This window comes from Flavivirga sp. 57AJ16 (assembly GCF_028736925.1).
GTDB lineage: Bacteria > Bacteroidota > Bacteroidia > Flavobacteriales > Flavobacteriaceae > Flavivirga.
This window is the reverse complement of sequence record NZ_JAQZAT010000016.1, coordinates 25,364-50,118: the sequence shown is the minus strand read 5'-3', so window position 1 is coordinate 50,118 and position 24,755 is coordinate 25,364. Positions and strand designations below refer to the sequence as shown.

The 24,755-nt window shown below is 37.2% G+C and carries 11 protein-coding genes; 3 read left to right on the top strand and 8 right to left on the bottom strand.

Going from position 1 to position 24,755, the window contains the following annotated elements; translation table 11 throughout:
• Window positions 1-399: 399 nt before the first annotated feature.
• From PQO00_RS16290 to PQO00_RS16265, 6 genes are all read right to left on the bottom strand, one after another.
• Window positions 400-8,286 (bottom strand): LamG-like jellyroll fold domain-containing protein, encoded by a 7,887-nt coding sequence (locus tag PQO00_RS16290; RefSeq protein WP_274185918.1) that lies wholly within the window; start codon window positions 8,284-8,286, stop codon window positions 400-402.
• Window positions 8,287-9,248: 962 nt separating this feature from the next.
• A complete protein-coding gene (locus PQO00_RS16285) occupies window positions 9,249-10,013 on the bottom strand; it encodes an SDR family NAD(P)-dependent oxidoreductase (RefSeq protein WP_274185961.1) in 765 nt (254 codons plus the stop codon).
• Between the two features lie 4 nt (window positions 10,014-10,017).
• Complete coding sequence (kduI, locus tag PQO00_RS16280) at window positions 10,018-10,851, bottom strand: 5-dehydro-4-deoxy-D-glucuronate isomerase (RefSeq protein WP_274185917.1); 834 nt, start codon at window positions 10,849-10,851, stop codon at window positions 10,018-10,020.
• A gap of 66 nt (window positions 10,852-10,917) precedes the next feature.
• Window positions 10,918-11,922: a DUF4861 family protein gene (locus PQO00_RS16275; RefSeq protein ID WP_274185916.1), complete on the bottom strand. Its 1,005-nt coding sequence runs from the start codon at window positions 11,920-11,922 to the stop codon at window positions 10,918-10,920.
• A gap of 313 nt (window positions 11,923-12,235) precedes the next feature.
• Window positions 12,236-13,396 (bottom strand): Ig-like domain-containing protein, encoded by a 1,161-nt coding sequence (locus PQO00_RS16270; RefSeq protein WP_274185915.1) that lies wholly within the window; start codon window positions 13,394-13,396, stop codon window positions 12,236-12,238.
• 37 nt (window positions 13,397-13,433) lie between these two features.
• On the bottom strand, window positions 13,434-17,516 hold the full coding sequence (locus tag PQO00_RS16265) for a hybrid sensor histidine kinase/response regulator transcription factor (protein ID WP_274185914.1): 4,083 nt from the start codon (window positions 17,514-17,516) through the stop codon (window positions 13,434-13,436).
• A gap of 291 nt (window positions 17,517-17,807) precedes the next feature.
• On the opposite strand from PQO00_RS16265, the gene PQO00_RS16260 reads away from it, so the two are divergent.
• Genes PQO00_RS16260 through PQO00_RS16250 form a run of 3 tightly spaced genes read left to right on the top strand, consistent with a single transcriptional unit; the run spans window position 17,808 to window position 21,618 of the window.
• Entirely contained in the window at window positions 17,808-19,181 is a 1,374-nt protein-coding gene (locus PQO00_RS16260; protein ID WP_274185913.1) for a family 43 glycosylhydrolase, read from the top strand.
• Window positions 19,182-19,224: 43 nt separating this feature from the next.
• Complete coding sequence (locus PQO00_RS16255; RefSeq protein WP_274185912.1) at window positions 19,225-20,370, top strand: glycoside hydrolase family 105 protein; 1,146 nt, start codon at window positions 19,225-19,227, stop codon at window positions 20,368-20,370.
• Window positions 20,371-20,385: 15 nt separating this feature from the next.
• The gene (locus PQO00_RS16250; protein WP_274185911.1) at window positions 20,386-21,618 is read left to right on the top strand and encodes a glycoside hydrolase family 105 protein; all 1,233 of its coding nucleotides are present in this window, start codon (window positions 20,386-20,388) and stop codon (window positions 21,616-21,618) included.
• Window positions 21,619-21,702: 84 nt separating this feature from the next.
• On the opposite strand, the gene PQO00_RS16245 is transcribed toward PQO00_RS16250, so the two are convergent.
• Both PQO00_RS16245 and PQO00_RS16240 read right to left on the bottom strand, forming a co-directional pair.
• Window positions 21,703-21,867: a hypothetical protein gene (locus tag PQO00_RS16245; RefSeq protein WP_274185910.1), complete on the bottom strand. Its 165-nt coding sequence runs from the start codon at window positions 21,865-21,867 to the stop codon at window positions 21,703-21,705.
• Between the two features lie 830 nt (window positions 21,868-22,697).
• Window positions 22,698-24,731, bottom strand: coding sequence for a RagB/SusD family nutrient uptake outer membrane protein (locus PQO00_RS16240; protein ID WP_274185909.1), 2,034 nt, complete (start codon window positions 24,729-24,731; stop codon window positions 22,698-22,700).
• Between the last annotated feature and the right edge of the window lie 24 nt (window positions 24,732-24,755).

Genomic DNA, 24,755 nt, shown 5'->3' with positions numbered 1-24,755 from the left:
GTCTTCACGCAAAGACATCGTTTAAGTTATTATTGAACTCATCTTGACTTTTTCTATTTCCTAAAAAATGGCTAAAATCCGTCCTTATTTCGTTACTTTTATTATCCGTAGCGATGCTCAATGTCATTAAGTTAAGGAAATTTGTTCTTTATTTGTCACATTGAGCGCAGTCGAAATGCTAATAAAAACTAGAACTCCAATAGGTCTTCGACTGCGCTCAGACTGACATTACGGCCTTAACTTAATGACATTGAGCGATGCTATGCCTTTCTAAAAGTGCCTCATCTGGACAAATTTTATCTCATTTTCGGTTAAACACAAAAAGTCAAGATGAGTTCATTAAATAAAAGGGCCAGCATTAACTACCAGCCCTTTTTTTATATTCAATAGGCTTCTATCTTAGTTTCTAACAATTACTTTAAATTGTTGATTGATGCTTCCTATTTTAACCTGTACCAGTAGTACTTGATTTCCGGTAGTAACCTTAGATAGGTCTAACGAAATTTGCTGTTGCCCACCAGTAGTTACTAAATCGTTACGGTTTAATACATTTCTTCCCAAGATGTCATACACTTGAATGTCTATGGTTTCATTAGAGTTAGGCATGTTTAATACTAAAGTAGCCTCTCCATGTGTTGGATTTGGGTACAAGGTCATGCCGTTTTCTGTTAAAGCTATTGGGTCTACACTTAACGTACCACTTCCCAAATTATCCTCTAGAGCAAATACCACTGTAGATGACGCATTAAATGTGACGTCGTTAGTTGTGGCATCTTCCTGTGGTGCATTACTACCACTTGGGTGCTGAACAGAGAAGAATCCGTATTTAAAATCTGGTGTAAATGTTAATCCTGTTGGCTCCGATCCTGAAGGCATAGAAGCAAATAACTCTATATTCGGTATGCTTTGCGTGTGGTCTGGACGCACTACCCAAATGTAGTTGTTACCACCATCTTCGCAAACCCAAAGGTTTCCTTTGTCATCAAAGACCAAGTTATCATTTCCGCTTCCCCAAGGCTCTGAAACAGTTCCGTTATGGGTTACTAAATCGTAAGACATCCCACCAACAAAGGTTTCAAATTCTGAAACTGTAGAACCATCATCTTTAAATCTATATACACGGTTTCTACCTTTAGCAGTAAAATATACTTTACCGTCCATGGGGTTGATCTCGCAATCTTCTACACCATTAAAGTTGGTTCCTCCTAAAGCGGCTGCTAGGGTATTTAAGTTATTACGGTCTGCTTGCGTATCGTTAGGAACTTCTATCCATTCTGCGGTTGAAGAACTTGGATCGTTACCAGATAACGGTAAATCCAATTTCAATACATATACCGTACCTGCCGATAAATTACCAGGTACATCCATTACATATTTATAAACACAGTGTGTACCGCCATCTTCACCATAGTAAGCTGTTGTTCCATCTGCAGACACCACAACATTCTCGTGGTTCATTCTACCCATAGCCCAAAGTTTCTCTTGGCCAGAGCCATAATCCATTACTTGGGCTGTTACAGGGCCAATCTCTACCAACCAACCCACATCTTCGTAACCGTCGCCATTAACATCGCCAGAGTTTGTACTCTCTTCGGCCGTAACCACAGTACCCCAAGGTGTACTTCCTCCTGAACAGTTTCTGGTTGTTGTTACCAAGTTTGTATTATATAAATCTACTGCTTGGCTGTCGTCAATTACCCATAAATTAGTAGTGGTATCTAAATGTAAGTCTACCATAGAAACACCTCCAGGAGTATTTTCATGGTTCACAGCAAGGTGTCCAAGTTCACTGCTTCCTCCTGTACCAATATAGGCTGTATAATCATTGTTTCCTGGAACATTTCCACCTCCAATAGTATAAGCATCTCCTTGTTTGAAGATTAATTGAAATTGATGCGCTTCAGAAATAATCAAGTTATTTGTTTGACCTGTTGGCTCTATAGATGTAAAACAACCTATGTGTGGGTTTGTACAATCTACCGATAAGTCTTCTATATTTTTAGCATACATATCGAATCGAAGGTCTGAGCTGGTTCCAGATTGCTGATGAATCTCTACAGCAATTCTGTTTACGCCATCAACAAATGCTGTTTTAGGTACTTCAGCAATAAAATAGATATTCTCATCTATTCCACCCATAGCCGAAGGTGCAGTTGTCAAGTAATCTACAGGTCCTGCCGGTAAATTCATTCTGAACGCCTCTACTCCGTTTACATATACAATGGCGCCATCGTCTCGACGTAATCCGAACTCAACCATATCGGTAAGTGCGCTTATATCTACATTAATATCTTTTACAAAATAAGAGGTAATGTATTTGTTACTGGAATCTGGTCCATAAGAAATCTCTGTGTTTACAGGATCTCCATATCCAAAAGGAGCAAAGCCTCTATCCCAGTTCAATACATCGTAAGATGCTTCCGACCAAGTTTCTGCATCCAAACTGGTTCCTTTATCAAAATAGTACCATTCTTGATCTTTAGGTAATGGAAAATCTGCAATGTCTATAGCTGGCAATTGGTAATCTACTCGCATATCGAAACGCAAATCTGAGCTCGTTGCATCTGCTTGGTGCAGTTCTACAGCAATGACATTTTCACCATCCTGTAATAGGTTTGTTGTAACTATTTCGTTCCAAGCAGATTCATCTGATCCTGCCACTGCTGAAGACGCATACGTATTATACGTAATAGATCCCTCTGGCATATTCATTCTAAAAGCTTCTACACCGTTAACATATACTACTACACCATCGTCTCTCATGACATTGAATACCAAGTTTCCGTATTGTGAAGCATCTGCCACATCGAATGTATGTCTTAAATAGTATGTTGGGTATTTATTGTTAGCATCTGCTCCAAAATCCAATGTGGTACTTTCTACACCATCACCGTACCCTAAAATTGAATTTCCAAATGCCCAAGCACTATCGTCGTAGCTATTATCTTTCCATGTAGTTCCTAAGTCTGCACCTGTGTCATTGTATTTCCAAAGACCTTGTTCTGCTATTGGGAATGTTCCGTTCTGATATTCAGAAATATTGTCCCAAGCCAAATATACCATAGTGTCCTCTAATGGAATTTCTGTAAAGGTTACTACGGTTCCATCTTTTGTTCCTGTGGCCAGTACATCTACTTGAATGGATGGATCTCCTGTTAACAAATAGTAATCTGATGCAATAAGATCAACATCATTTAAGTTGTCAAAAATATTGGCAAGGTCTACTTTAGGCGTTCCATTTTCCAAAAATAAAGGATCAAATTTCCAACGGCTGTTTAAATACAATGTTTGGTTATTTACATCGCCTAAAACATGTTCTATGGTTCCTATAGTTTCTTGCCCAATAACCACATTTGTATTAAAATCTGTTATAGCATCCTGAATATACACACCATTTCCAGCATCATTCATTACACTCCAGTTACCTTTTACTTTATTTCTAAAAGGTGCTTGCATATCCCTAATGGGACCCGTAGCTGGAATAATAGTAGCGTTGGTATAAGCTACATCTACCATGTTAGACCCAGAATCTATTAAAGTTCCTGTATCATCTTGGTTAAATGTGTAATTGTATACCAAATCTGTAGTTGGTGCTGTGATGGTAAGATACATGTCGTCCTGTATCTCTTCTTGCGTTTTAGCTTTTGTCCAAATTCTAAATTCGTCAATAGATGCATTGGTTGGTGCATTGTTGGCCATGTTTTTGCCTAGAGCTAAATCGTTGGCACAGTCATAAAATAACCCAACCGACATACTATCTGCCAATTCTCCGTTCACATAAAATTTAAATTCCCCATTAGGAACAAATGTTACAGCCACATGGTTCCATTCGCCTACATTCCAAGAATGTGAAGAATTTAAGGAATTCCATCCCCCGGAAGGACCGTTCCCTGTAATAGTTTGTAACGTTTGATTGTTAAGGAATTCCATTTCCCAACCATGTTCGCCACCACCAAAGTTAGAGAACCCAACAAGTTTTGTATTCCCGCCTGCTGTTTGGTTTAAACGTCCCCAAAGCTCTATTGTAAACTCACCTGAAAGTGCTGTATTAACACCATCTTTTGGAATGTAAACTTCATGTCCGCCTGTTAAATCCAAGGCACCACCTTGCGCTAGAATAGCTGCGGAAGTATCAATCTCATAAGCCAAATAATAATTTCCTAAATCCAAGCTTACACCTGAAAACGTAACGACTCCATCTGTTTCTGTTCCTGTGGTAACAACTTGATACGTTGATTCTGGATCTCCTTTTATTAAGATATAACTAGAGACCGTGGCATTTACCAAGTTAACATTATCGAACACAGAGGCTAAATCTATAGATACATTGGCAGTTGCCATGTTTAATGCATTAACGTGCCATCCACCCATAACATATTTAGTGTCTTCTATCGTGTTCGGCAAATCTGCTATAGTATTATCTGTATGGCGTACAAATACTGTGTTTTGTGTAAAACTGGTAATATTCTCGCCAATAAACATCCCGTTGGTTTCCTCATTGGTAAAACTCCAACTTGCGGATACAGCATCATCTAAATTAGTATCTGCAATAGCTATTGGCGATGTAGCATCTATAATAGAAGCGTTGGTATAAGTTATTACATCTGTCGCTACTCCACCATTTTCCAAGGTTGCTGTATCATCTTGGCCAAAAGTAAAATGAAACTCTAGAGCGTTATCATCTAAATCCAATATCTTATGCATGTTTTCATTGATTTGCTCTTGGGTTCTTACCTCAGACCAAATTCGGAACTCATCCATTATAGAATATGTTTGTCCACCATAATTAATACTATTCCCTAAAGCAAAATCCCATGTACTATTAGGTGCATAAGAGCCAAAAGCACTGGTTCCTTTTAACCCACCATTAATGTACAATTTAATTTCTCCGCCTGGTGAAGCCGTAACCGCTATATGGTTCCATTCACCTATTATAAGTGCATCACTGGAGTTTACTGCATTCCAACCACCTGTATTTGTACCAAATACCGCACTTACCGAGTTATTATCTGGCATCTCTAAAGAAAACCCTGTTGAATTACCATCGATTCTACCGTGATTTGATAATAACTTATCGTTGTTTCCAGGGTCTTGGGTTACATTTACCCAGAATTCTATGGTAACATCGTTGGCTAAAATGCTTTCAATAGTAGATGAAGGAATATGCACTTGATGGCCTCCTGTAAGCGATAGTGCACCACCTCTACCAGAAACAAAGTTTCCTTCTTCCCAAGCAAGGTAATAAATAGCCTCCTCTAAATTAGCATTATAAAACGTGACATTAGCGCCATCAAAACTACCATCTGTCACTATTGAAAATGTATTGGTATCCTCATCTTCCTTTACCAAATAATATTGTCCAGCTAAACTCATTACTGAGGCAGCATCTGCTCCTAAGCTTTCTTCTAGATTGATTTTAACCGTTGCAAACGGGCTATTCAATGGGTCTATTTTCCATCCACCATCTGCATAATACACCTCTGTCATTCCTGGAACGGTTTGTAACCCAGTTGTCGCTTTTTTACCAATTATAATATTGCTATTATAAGCTGTTATTGGCAGGGGTAATAATAACCCTGAATTATTAAGGTCATTACTTTTACTCCATTGTCCCGAAACTTCAGTTTGGTAATCGACACCTATATTGCCAATTGGAGAGGTAGCCGTAACTAATTCACCTCCATCCAATAACATATCATAATTTACAGCCCCTTTACTAACAATATTAGTATCTGTATCTGTAACTGGTGTAAAATCGTAATAAATAGCTAAATCCGTTTCACTACCAACTAATGGATAGTGCATGTGGGCTTTGATCTCGCTTTCTGTTAAAACCTTTTCCCAAATTCTTAAGTTATCCAATTCTGCCTGTACAGGGCTTCCATAATGAGGACTGTAACCCAAACCTAACCCCCATGAATTTGTTATATAACCTCCATAAGACCCTTCGGCAATTAGGTTACCGTTTTGGTAATATTTTATAGTTCCATTGGTATGGGATACCACTAAAGCTATATGGTTCCATTCACCAACATTCCATGGGTTTCCTTGTTCGGTTATGGCATTCCATCCAGATTCATTGGTTCCAAAAACAACATTTAACTTATTACTATCTGGAAACTCAAACGATAGCCCTGTAGAATTACCGTTAACCCTTCCGTTACTAGAAAGTATTTTGTGGTTTGTTCCTGGGTCTGAATTTAATTTCCCCCAAAATTCAATCGTAAAATTATCGCTCAAAACGGGGTTTATAACGTCTCCAGGGATAGCCATTTGCTGTCCGCCGCTCACTTTTAAAACGCCCCCTCTATTGGTTTGAACATTGGCTTCTGTTAATATGTCTTCTTCAGATATTAACCTACCATACAAATGCAACTCATCTAAAAGACCTATATACTGCTTTCCTTCAAAGTTGTTTCCTATTACGATATCTGCACTGGATGCTTCTGGAGATATGACGTTTGTCCAATTTTGAATTAGAAAACCATTATAATATAAAGACAGTTTTCTTTTTACGTTATCATACTTCCATGTGATAAACGACCATTCGTTTGGTAGAATACTATAGGTACTTTCTAAAGTTGTGTTTTGTGCATGGTCTGTATATGTTAGATTTCCTTCAGAGGATATTCCAAAGGAAATTCCGGCACCGTTTTCTGCATTCGAAAAAATGGTTGATCCACCACTAGATAGTGCTGTTGGATTTACCCAAAATTTTAAGCTAAATGGTCGATTATGAAAATTTAATGCCTTGTCTGAAGGCATATCTATTGATGTCCCTGCTGTAAAAACCAAGGCTTCGTTAGCAGTATCTTCCCTATCGTTAGCAAAGGTATAATTGGATGCATTAATAGCATGTGTATAACCTGAGGCATCTACTACATCGTTGTTTATGTTTAACCCAAGCTTAAATGCATCGGCATTTTGACTGGTAAGCATATCCTCGTGGATAATTTCTTCAAAATAAGGTTGCCCAACTTCGTCAACATACTCTACTTTCATTCTACGGTCATCTATATCGCCATATACATTTATTCGTAAATACGTTTGTTTAACACCTTGAATAATATTACTGCTATCGTATTGGATATTGTAATTACCGCTACCTACATCAGAATTTATATTACCCGATAAAATATCGTACAACGGATATTTTGTATCCCCATCGCGTACCATGAAACGTTGCTCATGAATATCGGCACTTAAAGACAATACGCCATTAATGTTATTGTCCTGTATAAAGTTAAAAAAATCGTCTGCTTGGTTACTTACACTAAAGTTTCTTCCTCCAACGGGTGTAAAGGTTGGAGTGCCATTAATAATGACCTTGAATGTAGCTGTAGAGTTTAAAAGTCCTTGTTTTAACCAATCTAATTGTTCTGGACCAAAGTGGTCTGCAGTACCATCTCTGTAGCTGCGGTTATCTGTAAGGAAATATTCTACATCTTTATAAACATACGAAGAGTGTAACCCTTGTCCTTCTGTAGTGCTATTATATTCAGGGTTTGGCCACCAATCCATAAAGATTTCCCTCATCTCGGATATAGTAGGCATGGTTTTATTGAACTCGTTAGGGCCCAAATCGTGGTTATCTGTAATAGCCAGTTGTGGCATTGCCACTGTTAAGCTATCGTGATAATCTCTTTGAAAGCGGTACCTATCAAAAGCCATATCTTTATTGGCCCAGTCGTCTACACCATCTGGGCATTGCCCCATGGCATGCTGAAGCCCTAGCAGATATGTGGCATCGCCAAGCCAGATCATCATATCGCTGCCTTCGGTAGCCATAACATTAAACATCTCTGGAGTTCCATTAATATGAAACTGTGATTCCGGTTGGTCTATACAACGTGTTAGGTCGTATATTCTACCACATCCTCCAGATAAAAATTCAAAGTCATCAATAATATCGGCTTCATTGGTTATGGTACTTACACGATTGGAAGCCGTTCCATTGACGAGTAGTTTAGCCGTATAGGCTTCTCCAGGTGTTAATCCTGTAAATTCAAAGGAACGAAGGTTGTACTCTAACCTTGAGTCTGAGTTGTAAACAGAACCCGTTATTTCTGTTGAAGGGCTGCCTGAAGCTGTAAACGATAGCGAAAGCGCATCGCCAGACCCAGTATTGTTCTTAGTTAGCATCCATACACGTACCGAGTTATTATAGGTAGGACTAAACATAGGTCCGTACACTAAAGAATCTCCCGGTATTGTAATTTGTGCATGAACTTCAAAGCTCATAAACAATGAGAGTAACACACTTAATAAAAGTAATTTTTTAGTCATGATTTGTTTTAAATAATTAATGGTTTAGAGAGAACCCAAAATTACTTTCTATACAAATTCATGCTACTTTTAGTAGGTTACGATTTGATTATAAAAACATTAACGATTTAAACAAACTGTTAAATATACTATGAACACTTTTTATTCTAAAAAAGAATTAGTACAAGGTAAATATGTTTATGTAATGTGCTCTTTTTTAATGCTAAATTGTTAAGACAACCAATCTATTAAATGCGAGAATGCCATTGATATCATTTTAAAGACAATAAAGAGCGAAGGACAATTCTATCAAAAACAAACAGTATTAGGACTGATGAGCAATATAAACCTAAAAGCTTAACAGTCAAACTATTTGACCTAAACCCTCTGGTTGTTCTTAAAATTTTATCTGATTAATAAGAGTAAATATAAAATGCTAATCTAACGTGAGTTCGATTTAAAACCTGTCTGCCGACAGGCAGGCAAGGGAGTTTTTAACAATAAATTCGCTAATTATACGATTTGTCGCCTTGAGCCTTTCGACTATAGTTTATACTGAAGTCGAAGTACTCAAGATAAACTATAGTCGAAAGGTCTTTAAATCCTGCTATTTAAATGGGTTTCTATAGAGCCTGTGCTCTGTTTACCGAAGTACTCAACCTGACAACCTGGATTAAATTATTGATAGTCTGTTCAATAATTTTATGCTTACATCGAAACTCACGTTAATCTAATATCACAGCAGAAAGGTTTCACCAAAATAAATTATGAATACTCAACTCACACCATAACCGAAAAGGGCATGCAATAGAAACTTGGTAAGTTAAAAGGCAATGTATTTGCTAATGGTGTTGCGTAATAGACCTAACCTTGAACTTATCTGCCTCTTGCTTACGCCCTCACTGTAGAGCTTGAATATCTGTTTTACTTTTCACATGTCTATTTATACCAATTATTCTATTTTTTTGCTAAGTAGATTTTAATTATCTACCCATCCAACCGCCATCTACCGTCATAACAGTACCACTTATATAATCGCTAGCCTTAGAAGCTAAGAATGTAATCGGCCCTTTAAAGTCTTCTGGTTTACCCCATCTTCCTGCCGGAATTCTGGCAAGAATAGAAGCATTGCGATCTGGATCATCGCGTAAAGCTTCGGTATTGTTTGTAGCAATATAACCCGGAGCGATAGCATTTACCTGCACACCTTTCCCTGCCCATTCGTTAGACAACGCCATGGTTAACTGGCCGATAGCTCCTTTAGAAGCTGCATATCCCGGAACAGTGATTCCACCTTGAAAAGTTAAAAGAGAAGCAGTAAATATGACTTTACCACTGCCTCTTTTAATCATTTCTTTACCTAGCTCACGACTCAAAATAAACTGAGCGTTCTGATTAACTTCAATCACTTTATCCCAATATTCATCGCTGTGTTCTGCTGCCGGTGCACGTAAAATTGTACCTGCGTTATTTACTAGAATATCTATAGTAGGATTTTCTGATTTTACTTTTTCAATAAAAGCATAAAGCGATTTACGATCTGAAAAATCGCACTGATATCCCTTGAAAGGTTTACCAGTTGCTTCTACTGCTTTTTCTATAGCTGATCCTGAAGTTTCTAACGATGCCGAAACCCCAAGAATATTTGCTCCGGCTTCTGCTAAAGCTTCTGCCATTGCAAAACCAATACCACGCTTACACCCGGTAACTAATGCTGTTTTTCCTTCTAAACTAAATAAACTCATGATTTTTCTATTTTAATTCGTCTGGAGTTACTTTATCCATATCACCATAGTCTAGGTTTTCACCAGCCATACCCCAAATAAAGGTATAATTTGAAGTTCCTGCACCAGCATGAATAGACCATTCCGGAGAAATTACCGCCTGATGATTTTTCATAAAAATATGACGTGTTTCGTGAGGTTGCCCCATAAAGTGACTAATAGACTGACCTTCTTCTAAATCGAAATAAAAATAAACTTCCATACGGCGATCGTGCGTGTGCGGAGGCATAGTATTCCATACATTTCCTTCCTGAAGCTCTGTCATTCCCATTTGAAGTTGACAAGTTTCAACAACACTATTAACGAGTAATTTATTAATCACACGTTTGTTAGATGTTTTTGTATCACCTAATTCAACAACTTCTGCATCAGCTTTAGCAACTTTTTTTGTAGGATAAGATTTGTGAGCTGGAGCCGAATTGATATAGAAATACGGTTGCTCTTTAGTTGCTTCAAAAACAACATCTTTAGCTCCTCTACCTACATAAATAGCTTCGCAGTGACCTAGTTCATAAGTTTCCCCATCTACAGTCACTTTGCCTTTTCCCCCTACATTGATTACACCCAATTCACGACGATCTAAAAAGTTCTCAGCTTTGAGTTCATCAATAGCTTCTAATTTCAAAGCTTTATCTACAGGAAATGCACCACCTACAATATAGCGGTCATACATTGTATAGGTAAGGTTTATCTCGTTTTTTACAAATAACTCAGGAATCAAAAAATGTTCTCGTAATTCGCTGGTCGTATATTTTTTTACATCTTCTGGATGATGTGCGTATCTAAATTCTGACTTTGTCATTTTTAATATGTTTGATTTCTACTAGAATCTTCGTTCTAAAACTTATTCTGTGCTATATGGTTGAGTTTATTCTAATTTGCCGTTGTTGTCTAACTCTGACAACTTATTTTGTAAATCTTGCTTAAAAGCTTCTTCGGTTTTTATACCGTTTTGCTCTTGATCCCAGGCGCTATGAATGTAATAAATATGTTTTTCTTTTGATGGGTTAAATACAACTAAGTGATCGTATGGACCTTCAACTGCATTAGCCTGATCGATCTTATAAAAAATCGCCATACCTAACTTATCGTTTTCACCTGCCAAAGTTTGCACGCCGTAAGTCGCGATATAGGCCCAGTCTCCATTTTCACTGGTTTCTTCCATTAATGGAATATCATCAAACTTTACGATTCCTGTAGCTAAACCGTCAAAAGAAACGCTTGGTGTTAATTCAACTTTTAAAAATCGATCTTCCGGGAAGATACTGATAACCGATTTTAAATCTGTTGTTATATCGCCGGTCTTCCAACCTTGATAATCTATAGTTACACTAGAACTTGCTGTGGAATTATCGACATTAACTAGAGTATTTTCGACTTCATCAAAATGCGCAATTGTATCTCCCGTAAAGCGACCATAGCCGCCTATACCCATAGATCGACCTGCCTTTAAAATATCTTGTCCCCAAGGCGCATCATTATGATAGGAATTAAAACCATCTGTACCTACATAGGGTAAAACAAGAGTATCGACCTTTTTACCAAAAATATCTATAGCATTTCTCCAGTCTAAATACAGGCGATATGCGATTTGCTTATTTTCCCAACCCGGCCCTTCGTAGCGAATATACCAAGAGTGATCTGTGTGTTGCTCCGGAACTTCCATCTCATCAACATTTACAAAACTCCCACCAATGTATTCACGGGTATCTTCCTTCCAGCTTCCCCCTTCTTTAACAGATATTTCTGCGTAAGTAGCAGGTTGTACTTCTTCTATTTCAATAATTTCTTCAGCTACATTTTTATTTTCTTTCTCTTTACAAGCTACTATTACAGTTAGAGCAAGTGCTCCTAAAACAATTTTGGAATTCATTTTTATTTTTTTGTTGTGGTTAGCGATCTAATTATAATCGTTAATTAAGGACATCTGTACATTCTGCTACCTAGTTAAAATAGGATGAATCCCAAGTATCATCATTAGGTAAAAAAATGCCTATAACACCAGACCGTAAACTTAATCAACATCTTTAACGTTAATAATGGTAATTATAGGCATTGCGATTCTTAATAGACTCTCCCATTTGTCCTGACCATTTTGTTGAAGCCAGATTTACAGATTCATCATTTTGTGAATCCATAGGTAGTAAATGAATCTTATTGATCGATTAAACCGTTTTTAAATAATCTTATTCAACACCTAAGTAAAACTCAGACATTTGTGCAGTAGAACCTCTAGAAGGATCAAAACAAGCTTCTTTTTTACAATAAAATTTAAAATATCTGTATGTTGATTCTGGTATTGACAAGTTAGGAGACATAGGCTCAGGTTGCTCATAATCGGTAACTGGAACATCACTTGCAATCAGAGTAAAGTTTTCCCCATCATTACTACCATAAACTTCTTCTATAAGTCTATACCTTAAGAAAATTTGACTATCATTCCTATGGCGTATTTTGAAATAGTTAACAGTTTTTTTCTCTTTCATATCTATGATAAAATAGATTCCCTCGCTATCTGGTATAGAAACTTCTTTCCAAGATTTTCCTGGTTTTACTAAACCAAACCAGGTATCAAAATCACCATCTAACGGACTGGTTAGTGAATTGCTTCCTTCATCAAATACATCCTGCGAGGACATTAATGTCCATCCCTCCCTGGAATAATCCCCTTTAAAAGAAACTTCAGTTACCACGACATTAAATTCGCCTTTGGCATCAGGGTTATCTACTGAGGTAACAGTGATGGTTGTCGCCCCTTTTTTAAGGCCTTTTACAATCCCTTCTTCATCAATAGAAGCTATAGATGGCTCTGAAGAACTGTAGATAACTTCTTTATTGGTGGCTTGCACAGGTGATATGGTGTACTTTGAAGCTAAATTAACAGTAGCATTTAATTCTAATTCAATATTGGCTTCATTTACTGATATGGAAGAAACATTTATAATCTTTTCCTCTACAACTTTTAGAGCAAATTCATCAGTCATTTCATCAACAGTCACTGTAATTGTTGTGCTGCCCAAAGACAATGGAGTTACCTGTCCTTGCTCTGAAACAGTAGCTACACTCGGATTTGAAGAAGAAAATGTTTGTTCCTGATCTGATGCATTTTCTGGAGAAATATTCATCCTGTTAGCGATATTTAATGACTTATCACTAATAGTCACCTCATATCCACTTTTAAGGTCGCTTTTCCATTCCACATTCTCAACCCTAATATCCTCTTCTTTTTCTTCTGTAAAATTTCCTTCATCCTCTGTATCGCAACTCAAAAAAGCTAACGCACAAAGCATAAGCGTAAATAATAAAAACGTTGGTAAATTCTTTTTTACGAGTCTAATTGTTTTCATAATATTCTTAATAAATTTAGTTTAATTAATTATTTGATTATTTACTGTTAACGGATGTGTCGACTCCTCCGCTTTGTCTGTATTTTGTGGGGGATTGTTTATATCTTTTTTTGAATTCATTATAAAAATGGGAACGTGTCGTAAACCCTGTATTATACATAACTTCCTGAATAGTCAGGTTTGTTTTTAAAATAAGTTTAGCCGCATAGGTTATACGTTGTTCTTTTATAAAATCTTTAGGGGAAGGAAGCTCAAGGTCCTTAAATTTTCTATACAGACTTCTCAAACTTACTTTTAAATTAGCGGCTAGATCCTCATGGTTAAAATTATCATTACTGATATTGTCCTCTATAATTTCTACAGCTAAATTGATAAAATCCTTATCTTCTTTAGCCAAGAGTTGTCCATTGAGATAATCATATCCACTTACTGCGCTGTTGTAGTACTTTTTGAGATTTAAATTTTTATCTAATAATTGCTGCACCACAGTTTTTAAATAGTGTGTATCAAAGGGTTTTGAGATGTATGCATCAGCACCCGATTCTATGCCCACGATTTTATCATTAAGCGTAGTTTTCGCTGAGAGGATAATTACAGGAATATGGTTAATATGCGGATCTCCTTTTATTTTTTTTGTAAAAGATATTCCATCCATATCAGGCATCATTACATCTGTAATAACTAGATCAGGAGTCGTATTTATTAATTTTTCAAAGGCTTCATTTCCGCTTTTTGTTATTACTATGTTGTACTCCTCTTTTAATATCTCATTCAATATTTCCCCTATCTCTTGATTATCATCTACGATGAGTATGGAGGAACAATTCCTGGTATGCTTTGAAGCTTTTTGGAATTGGGTGCTATCATCGAGTTGCTCAAACGATTCCGTAAATCTTTGTTTTATATCTTTAACTTTAGCTCCTTTACACTCTTGAGAGATACTATCATACTTTAGCACTATAGATGGCTTTGCTGCAGGCAGCTTTACTATAAACTCTGCATACTGGTCAACCTGGCTTGTTACATCAATCGTTCCTCCATGTTTAGTTACAAGACTTTTGCAAATTGCAAGTCCCAATCCGTTTCTGGAAGAAAGCCCCTTAATAGAGTTAGAGTCAACATTATCCAAGACTGAGTATCGATTGAAAATAAAAGGTATATATTTCGGATCAATACCCTTACCTGTATTGTAAACTTTCAAAATAAGTTCGTTTTTTTCTGTATAACCTGCTACTCTGATCAATCCATTTTTAGGGGTGTATTTAAAAGCATTCGAAATAAGGTTGGTAAGGGTTTTCGAAAAACTGTTTGGATCAAGGTTCCATATAATCTCTGACTTCAAATTCAAACTAAGTGTTACATTGTTTTCTTCTGCCAAATCAGCAAAAGATTTTACTATTTCATCACAGATCGTATTAATATTGCAACTCTTTATGACATAGTTTTTATGGCCTGTTTCAATACGCCTAAAATCAATGATTTCCTGCACTAAATTATTTAGCCTTGTTGCATTGGATTTGATAGTTAAAGCATGCTTTTTTATAAACGAATCACTTCCTTCATAATTAAGTATCCGTTCACTGGGTGTATTTATAAGAGTTAGGGGAGTACAAAACTCGTGGGTGATATTTGTAAAAAAGCGAAGTTTACTTTCATATGCTTTTTCCTTGTACTTTTGATCTAAACGCTGCGCTACCTTCTTCTGCTTTTCTTCGTACTTTCTTCTCTTGTAATAATTAAATAAAAACAACAGGCTGACTACAACTATGCCATATACAATTTTCGCATAAACACTCAAATACCAAGGTGGTAATATAGAAATATTCAAGCTAGCCGTCTGGATTTGACCTGTAACACCGCCCTGATATTTAACCTTAAGAATATAGTCCCCAGGAGGTATATTTGTAAATTGGGCCTCCCTGTTATTTGCATCCATCCAGGTCTCACTGAAATTTTCTAATTTATAGGAGTATTTGCCATTCCTACCATTTATAAAATCATTTACTACAAATGAAACGGTAAAGAAATTTTGACTATAGTTTAAACGAAGCTGTTCTTGATTATCTTTATTAACCATAAAATCATTTATATTATGGTCTTCATTAAAGAATCGAAGGTTTGTAAAATAGACAGGCGGCACATAATCATTTGCGGTTTTTTGGCCCTGTTTGACCCAGACCACCCCATCAATCCCTCCAAAGAAATAGGTTGAGGTAGTTTTATCTTCATAGTAGGCATTATCACTAAACTCAATAACTTTTAAACCTGTTCTTTGGTCAAAATTTTTAAAGATATGTTCTTGGGGATCAAACAGCACAATACCTGAATTGGTGCTTAACCATAACTTACCCTCTTTATTTTCAAGTATTCCATGTACGGTATTGTTCTGCAATCCATCGCTTTCGTTGTAATTCTCATATTGAAAAATGCTATCACGGTTTCTTCCTATTTTGGCGAGACCATAACTAGATCCAAACCATTTGCTGCCATCTCTCCCAATACAAACACTTAGAATATCATTCATAGGCGCAATTCCATTTTTTTCAAAATTCACAAGGTGGTAATTACCTGTAAAATGATTTAGCCTTAAAGCTCCACTACCGCGCATCCCAAGCCATAAAATAGAATCATTTTCTTGCTTGATTGAAAATACCTGATTGTAATGGTGCCCTTTAGCCCTATCAAAATCATATTTCTTAACTTCTCTAACTTCTAATTCATCACCGTGCTTTTGAATTTTAACCTTAAGCAAATCAAAATAAGAGGCAACCCATAATGTAGAATCAGATGTTTCAAGTATACTATGTACATCAACAAACCGGGTGGGGGTCTTATTGATCAGACGATGGATTTTTTGATCTTTATAAGAATAATAGTCAAGCTGGGGGCCATTTGATCCTATCCACAGCAATTTATTTTTTTTACTTTCCTCGAAGGCGTAAATAGCATTGCCGCTTAGCCCCTCCGAACTCGTAATGTGTTGGATATTGGTTCTATTACCTTTTTCTATACCTTTCTGGTAATCTTTTACCCTTACAATACCGTCACCCTTAGTCCCTAACCATAAGTCATGGTTGTTATCGGTATAAATAGCACGTACCGGCCTTTGTATATTTATCGGTAATTCATTAAAATCGATCCCATTAAATACAAACTCCTCGTTAATATAGGCTTGCACCCCTTGTCCATCAGTTCCCACCCATATTATATCTTGTGTTTTATCTTTTAAGAGCGAAAAAACACCACAATTCATAAACATCTTTTCTACCTGATAATCATTTTTATTGGTCAGCTTGATTAATCCACTCACTCTAAATGCTATCAGGATATCCTTATCATCATATAAAATGGAAGATATACCTCCATATTGAGTTATTAAAGATGAAATGTTTTTGATATATTCAACAGTATCTTGTCTGACAACATATAAATCCCTTTTTTCATCAATAAAAATGACACTTTTTTCGTCGTTATCATAGAATGTATCTGAAATGGCTTGTGTATGTTTAAAATTATCCATAGGGGATAAAAGAGGCTCTGAATTAGGAGAATAGCTAATATCAAACCTTTTAATTATCCCATTATTGGAAATCCAGATAGTATCATGTGAATCAATAATAAAATTCTCGCAATTTTTATATTGTTTTGTATCCGGAAGCCTTATTTCATTAAATACCTGCTCTTTAAAATCAAACCAATACAGCTTACCTTCTTGATTCATGACATAAAATGTCCCATTGCTGTCAATTGCCATCAAGCTGTTTACACCAAAGTTTGAAAAATGGGCTTCTACCCGGTCGCTTTTCTTTGAATATTGATCCAAACCAGATTTGGTTAATATCCATAAGTACCCATGCTCTGACTCTATTATAGATTTCACAACATTGCCAGAAAGGCTATGAGTATTATTAATACTTGGCTTGTAAACTTTTATATCAATGCCATTATATTTATTGAGACCGTCATAAGTACCCATCCACAAGTAGCGTTCACTATCCTGAAACAGACAGGTCACTGCACTATTAGACAAGCCATGTCTACTGTTGATATTACGGACGTCATTTCCATATAACTGGCTTATAAAAATTATGAATACTATTATCAGACTTAAGCCTTTCATAGAAGTAATAGATATTTTAGGTCTAAAGTGAACCATACACAAATAAACAATAATTATAAGTTAAATAAGATATTTCTAGAGCCCTAATATGTATCGTTTATAGCCAAAAGTGTCCTTAAGTAAAATTATGCCGGATAGAGCACATTTGGCAAAAATGAGATTATAGGTTTTTAGGGGGGCCTTCTATATTTGTACTTCGCGCTTTACACACTGCTCGAAATTGCTTAGAGATTAAAAATAAAAATTTCTAAATCACCATAATTAATACCCCATAAACTAAATAGTTGCTTTATGAAAAATACTCATTTTATTTTTATTTTTTTGATGGTCTTCGCAACCGGATCTTGTGGTGGTGGTGACCAGCTATCAGAAAACACCCCAGATCCCAGCCTGCGCTTAAGCAGTACTAACCTTACTATTACCAATTCTTCAGGAAACATCACTGTTCACGTGGTATCTAATACTAACTGGACGGTTGAATCGCAAGCTTCTTGGTTAACGCTTGATATTAATAAAGGAGAAGGCAATATGGGTGTTAGGATTAGCTATAGTGACAATACGACAAACGAGCGTTCGGGCATAGTAAAATTTACTGCCGATGGATTGCCTCCTGTTGAGCTTGAAATTATTCAGACTGAACTTACTTTCACAAATCCTATTGCAGGCATCCCTGACCCTTGGATTATTAAACATGGCACCAGTTACTATATATGCAAGGCTCAAGGTAATGGTATTAACATAGCCAAATCAGATAAACTAACCAGCTTCCCATTAACCAGTAAGGTGTGGAATGCCCCTACTGATACTAATGACAATAAAGTATGGAACCCTACCAATATTTGGGCTCCCGAGCTGCATTTTATTGACGGGCAATGGTACATCTACTATGCCGCTGGCAGGCCTACCGGTGAATCTAACGGTTCCTATACCAAGCAACGCAGTGGAGTTCTGAGGTCTAAAACTGATGACCCGCAGGGTGAATGGGAGGATTTAGGAATGCTTTATACAGGAGATAATTATGAGCCGGGAATTGTAGCTACCACCGAAAACACCAATTACGCTATTGATTTAGGTGTTTTCAAATTAAACAACCAGTTATATGCTGTATGGTCTGGAAACCCGGAAGATAGTGGGGACCAATGGCTCTATATAGCAAAAATGGATAACCCCTATACTATATCATCTTCTCGAGTTGCCATATCAAAACCTGATAAACCCTGGGAACTTTTTTCCGGGAAAGTAAATGAAGGCCCTGCATTTCTTAAAAATAAGGAGAAAGGAAAATTCTTTGTCGTGTACTCCACTAACGGGTCTTGGACGAAACAATACAGATTGGGCTATTTAGAACTTAGTGATACCCTATCTAATCCTCTTGTTGCTTCCAACTGGACAAAATCGGCCAACGAAGTCTTCTTCCGTAATGATGAAACCGTAAACCCTACCAGCGGAGTGAATGGAGTAGGACATTGCAGTTTTACCAAGTCTCCCGACGGTACTGAAGATTGGATTGCTTACCACGTTAAAGCTTTCAATGAAAATGGATGGTCCAACCGTTATACATTTCTTCAGAGGTTTACATGGGATGAGCAAGACGGTACGCCCTATTTTGGCAGACCCGTAGGATGGGAAGAGCCCATAGCCTTGCCCTCTGGAGAAAGTCGATAGAAACCTATTAATTAATAACATTAAACACATTATATTCCTAAAAATGAAAATTCGAACTCTTATTCTAAACATTTTATTTTTTGTCACGGTTGTTTTCAGTGCTCACTCTCAAAGTTCAGATTTGAATAAATTTCCTAAGGGTAGCCAACCTGAAGAAATAGGCGCTAAACTAGTTGAGCATTTACTTCAGACACCTTTTTCTGACTGGGGACGCACCAACTCAAAAAACAAAGCCCCATTTGTTACCTATCCAGATGTATGTGCCTGGCTGGGAGCGCTATGGCTCACAAAAGCCACTAATAATGACGCTTTATATGACCAATTGGTAGATCGGTTCGATCCCCTTTTTACGACGCAAAAGGATATGCTACCCGAATTTCGTCCTAAACCTCACAATGTAGTGGATTGGTATGTTTTTGGCGCTGTTCCTTTAGAGATATATAAGAAAGAAAAAGCCAAGAAATATCTTGATCTGGGGTTAGCTTATGCAGATAAACAATGGATACTTCCTGACGACCCCAGAGGAGACGAAAAAAAATGGCACAACCAGGGATATTCTTGGCAAACACGTCTTTGGATTGACGATATGTTCATGATTACTGCCGTACAGGCTCAAGCCTATCTGGTTACAGGTGATAAGAAATATATAAATCGGGCAGTGGATGAAATGGCACTGTACTTAGATAATATACAACGCCCGAATGGTCTTTTCTATCATGCACCGAATGCTCCGTTTTTTTGGGGGCGGGGTAATGGCTGGATGGCGGTTGGCATGACCGAAATGCTACGTCTAATGCCTAAAGACAACCCTAACCGAGAAAAAATAGAAACAGCATATAAAAGTATGATGCAGACGTTGCTGCGCTATCAAAGTTATGACGGCATGTGGCATCAATTAATAGACGATCCTAATTCCTGGAAAGAAACATCGTGTACGGGGATGTTTACTTACGCAATGATTACCGGTGTTAAAAACGGATGGCTTGACAAAAAAGTGTATGGGGCAGCAGCACGTAAAGGATGGTCTGCATTGTTGACCTATCTGGACGAGGATTATAATCTGCGGAATGTTTGTGAAGGTACAGGAACTAAGAATGATTATAATCATTACCTCAACCGTAAAAAATTAACCGGAGATCTTCACGGTCAGGCAGCCCTAATTTGGTGTTCATACGCCTTAAGCAAGTAACGATAAACTAACACCATGAAAACTATAAAATTATTAGCCTCGATAATTATCGTTTTGCACTTATCATTGCTATTGGGTGCTTGCGGCAGTGATTCAACAGATAAACCCATAGCCACTGATGATGATGATCCCATCGTAGAAGAGAAAGATACTACCAGTTATAATCTGATTGATTTCCGTAAAGGTCAGGGACCTGTAGAAGTGGGTAAAAAGTTGACCCAAAGATTTATAAATGTTGACTATTCCTTTTGGGGAAACATATACTCTAATTATACTGCAGACCACGTCACTTATCCAGATGCCTGTGCCTGGCTCGGCGCACTGTGGTTTGCAGATGCTGTAGACGATGATTTGTTGTATAATGGTGTGGTTAACAAATTTGCCCCTCTTTTTACAACAGATAAAGATCTACAACCCACGCTAACACCTACGGCTAGTAACAAAGTAGATTACTATGTTTTTGGAGCTATTCCTTTACAGATATATCAGCGAAAAAAAGAAGCCAAATATTTTGATTTGGGGATGACGTATGCAGACCGGCAGTGGACTTTACCCAACAACGCTAGCTCAACAGAAAAAGAATGGCATGACCAAGGGTTCTCGTGGCAAACACGTCTATGGATTGATGATATGTTTATGATTACCGCGCTACAAGCTCAGGCCTATCAGGTTACTAAAGATGAGAAATACAGGGAGCGAACAGCCAATGAAATGGTACTATATCTTGACCGAATACAACGTGATAATGGCTTGTTTTATCATGCTCCTTCTGCGCCGTATTATTGGGCACGGGGTAATGGCTGGATGGCCGTAGGTATGGTAGAGGTTCTTAAATTACTCCCCGAAAATCATCCTGACCGTTCAAGAATTATGAATGCTTACCTAAAAATGATGAGCGAATTGGCGAAATATCAACGTCCTGACGGAATGTGGTCACAGCTGGTAGATCACCCCAATACCAGTGACATGTGGGCCGAGAGCTCCGGAAGTGCCATGTTCACGTATGCAATGATTACGGGAGTGAAAAAGGGTTGGCTTGAAGAAGAAAAGTATGGAACGGTTGCGCGTAAGGGTTGGCTGGCATTACTCACGTATCTTGATAGCAAAAATGATATAATCGAAGTATGCGAAGGAACAGGTATAGGCTACTCTTATGATTACTATAAAGACCGTCGCAGATGGGTGGGCGATCTTCATGGACAAGCAGCCTTGATGTGGTGTGCCTATGCTTTATTAGATAAACCCTAATTCTTGGTTTTACGCTTAATTAAGAAAGCCATTCTCTAATTCTAAAGAATGGCTTTCTTAATTTCTTTGATTTCATTTTTCTATTTATTTCACAGTTATCTCAACGCCATAAACCCAACTTTCTTCAATCTCATCATACCAGCCTTTGTCTTTTGCCCAATCGGCAACCTCGCTCTCTACAGGATGTTTGTAACAACATCTAGAATAATACAAGTAGGTTTTATTATCCAACGTCATCAAATAAGACATTTGCATCTATAATGGGCTTCATTATTGGGATTGTATTTCCTGATTAGCACTGAAAAACATATAATATTTACCATAGCGCTCATAAACTTCAGGTGCCCAATACTATCCTTAGTCCAAGAATCTTCTTAACCACCCTCATAAGCCATTTTCACATACTTCCAATCTGCCAAGTCCTCAGACTAATAAACCTTAAAGCCTGGAGCATTGCCATCGGTACCGTACATATATTATTTACCATCAGAGGCCTTAAGTATAAAAGGACCGCCATATTTGACGGCTAAGGGATTTGAGTAGGCTACTCCCGTATCGTTATTTTTTTTTCTTATTTCCACAAGCTATAACGAAAATAGATATATAGCTATTAGAACAAGCAATCTCAATGAATTCTTTAATTTCTTCATTTATTTTTAGGTATTATACCAATTATGAATTAAAATGAGTTACTGAAAACGACATTGCTTTTTTGTTTTTGCCTGCTGCGAGTTATTTGCATAGCCTAAGCTATGGAAATGATGAGCAATACCAATTAGAATATAAAATGTCACATGTCGACTCGTTTACCCAATCAAGTTGAGTACAGGCTTTTTTTAAATTTAAAGGCCTTGTTCTTAAATTCCGTAGCTACTCTATGCAATCTAATCACAGCGTTTTTATATTTTAAAATAACTTCGGCTTTTATACGATATTTTATACTCAAATTGATATAAGTGATAAAACGAATTAATGAATATGTTTGAATTGCGTATTTTAATTCATAATTTGGTATTATTCACAAAATAGACCGGCCATACCTCTGAATGACCAGTCTATTTTAGATACTATATAATTTTCTACTCTATTCTATCTTCATCTGCTACAGCTTCCTCCCAAGTATTCCATTTAGGAGTTGCGAAGTTGTAACCGTCATACCCATAATTTTGTGCCAAATTACCTTTTCTGTTAGCAGTAATGGATTGATTAAAAATAGGCCAGTAAATATTCTTCTTATCCATAGTATAATTTATCGGGTTTATTTTTCCACCTTCTACACTAATAGGCTCTCCATTATAAATTTTACCACATCTAGTAACCCGCTGATACCAATAGCTACCCCCATTAGGATCTGTACCTTGTTGTTTATCAAAATTATCCAGACTATAGGTATTGCCCCACTCGTCTGGCATTCCGCTACGGGCAAGACATAATGATACTCGGGTTAATTCAACATTACGCCACTCTTCCATATATAATTCACGAGCGCGTTCATCCATAATATCGCCTATGGTTACCGTACCTTGATAAAGCTCGGTACATTTTGCCCGATTACGTATTTCATTTACATCTGATGCCGCGCCACCTTGGTTACCTTGATAAAATTTAGCTTCTGCACGTAACAGATATGCCTCTGCCAAACGGTACAGGTAAAAATCAGCATTACCTCCATTGGTTGCACCATTATAACTGGTACTATTTAATCGAGCCTCATTTATGGGATCATTCAAAAAGAATTTGTAATGCGGTACATCATACCAGCGCCTAATGGTATCTGTACATAGTAAATTTCCAGAATCATCATATAAGGTTAGAGGTTCCCCGTACTGAGCGGATGCTTTGTTATTAACCTTAAGATCTTCCATATGTACCCAATTTCCAGTTTCAGAACTGTGGCGCAAGTCGGTATCGTCCATTCTGCCATTAACTTTCCACATAGTATGGGTTTGATAATAAGTAGGACGAAATGTACCAATACCCCGGCCTAAAGACCGCAAATAGTCATATTCTTCAACGTAGTCGCTATTGGTTCTGGATAAATTCAATAATGCCTGCTTTCCATCTTTAGTTTTTGGAGCACTTGTGGTATTTTCAAAGTAAAATGGATAGTAAATACGCATACTATGCATAGGAACAAAACCTTCCGTATCTGAACCACGATTTACAATGCCAAGTATAACTTCGGTATTTGAAGGGATTAATTTGTTTTCGGCACGGTGCATATCCCAAATAACGTTACGGTCAATTGGCCACGCTTCAGGTTCCCCACCATCATTGAAAGAACCAAATTCATCTCCCTGAATCAATGAATATTCTGATCCATCAATTAACATATCAAGTTGTTCTTCAGCTAAGCTATATTCCCCCATTGCTAAATACAATTTAGACAATAACATACGGCAAGCCCCTTTGTTTACCATACCTACTAAGGGCTCTTCAGACTGATTTGGTACCCACTCAACAGCCTGTTCCATATCTTGAACTAACATCTCCAAAATTGCTTCGCGCTTTGTACTCCTGTAATTTTGCTTAGGAACTTCGGTTACCTTGGTTAACAAGGGTACATCTCCAAACTGAAATACTAAATTGTAATAACGAAAAGCACGGTGAAAAAACGCTCTACCTTTATAGGCATTTCGAGTCTCTTCATCTAGCGACTCAATATCATCTACATATTGAATGATGGTATTAGCCTGCATAATGGTATAATAACTCTCATGCCAAAAGTGCCATATACTATGGTTTTGGAGCAAAGAATTAAATAACCTTCCGCCACCAATCCCTACACTAGTAGGTGTAAGCCCCTCAGCCACATTGTGCAGCATCGTTTCATAATTATGTGCAGACGGTACCATCAAATCAGAGAAGATATACTCCGTCCCAATTGGGTTTATGGCATTATTATCTCCTGAAGTGTAAAACAATTTTAAATGTCGATCGCAAAAAGCCAATAAAGACCTAAGCCCTGACTCGGTCGAAAACGTTTGACCTGGTTCATAAATTGATACGGGATCGGGTTCTAGAAAATCATCAGAACACCCGTTAAGCAATACCAGACACCCCATTAAGGCTAAAAGTAGTGTGTATTTTGTGTTTTTAATTCTATTTTTCATACTATATTATCTTATTTTATATTA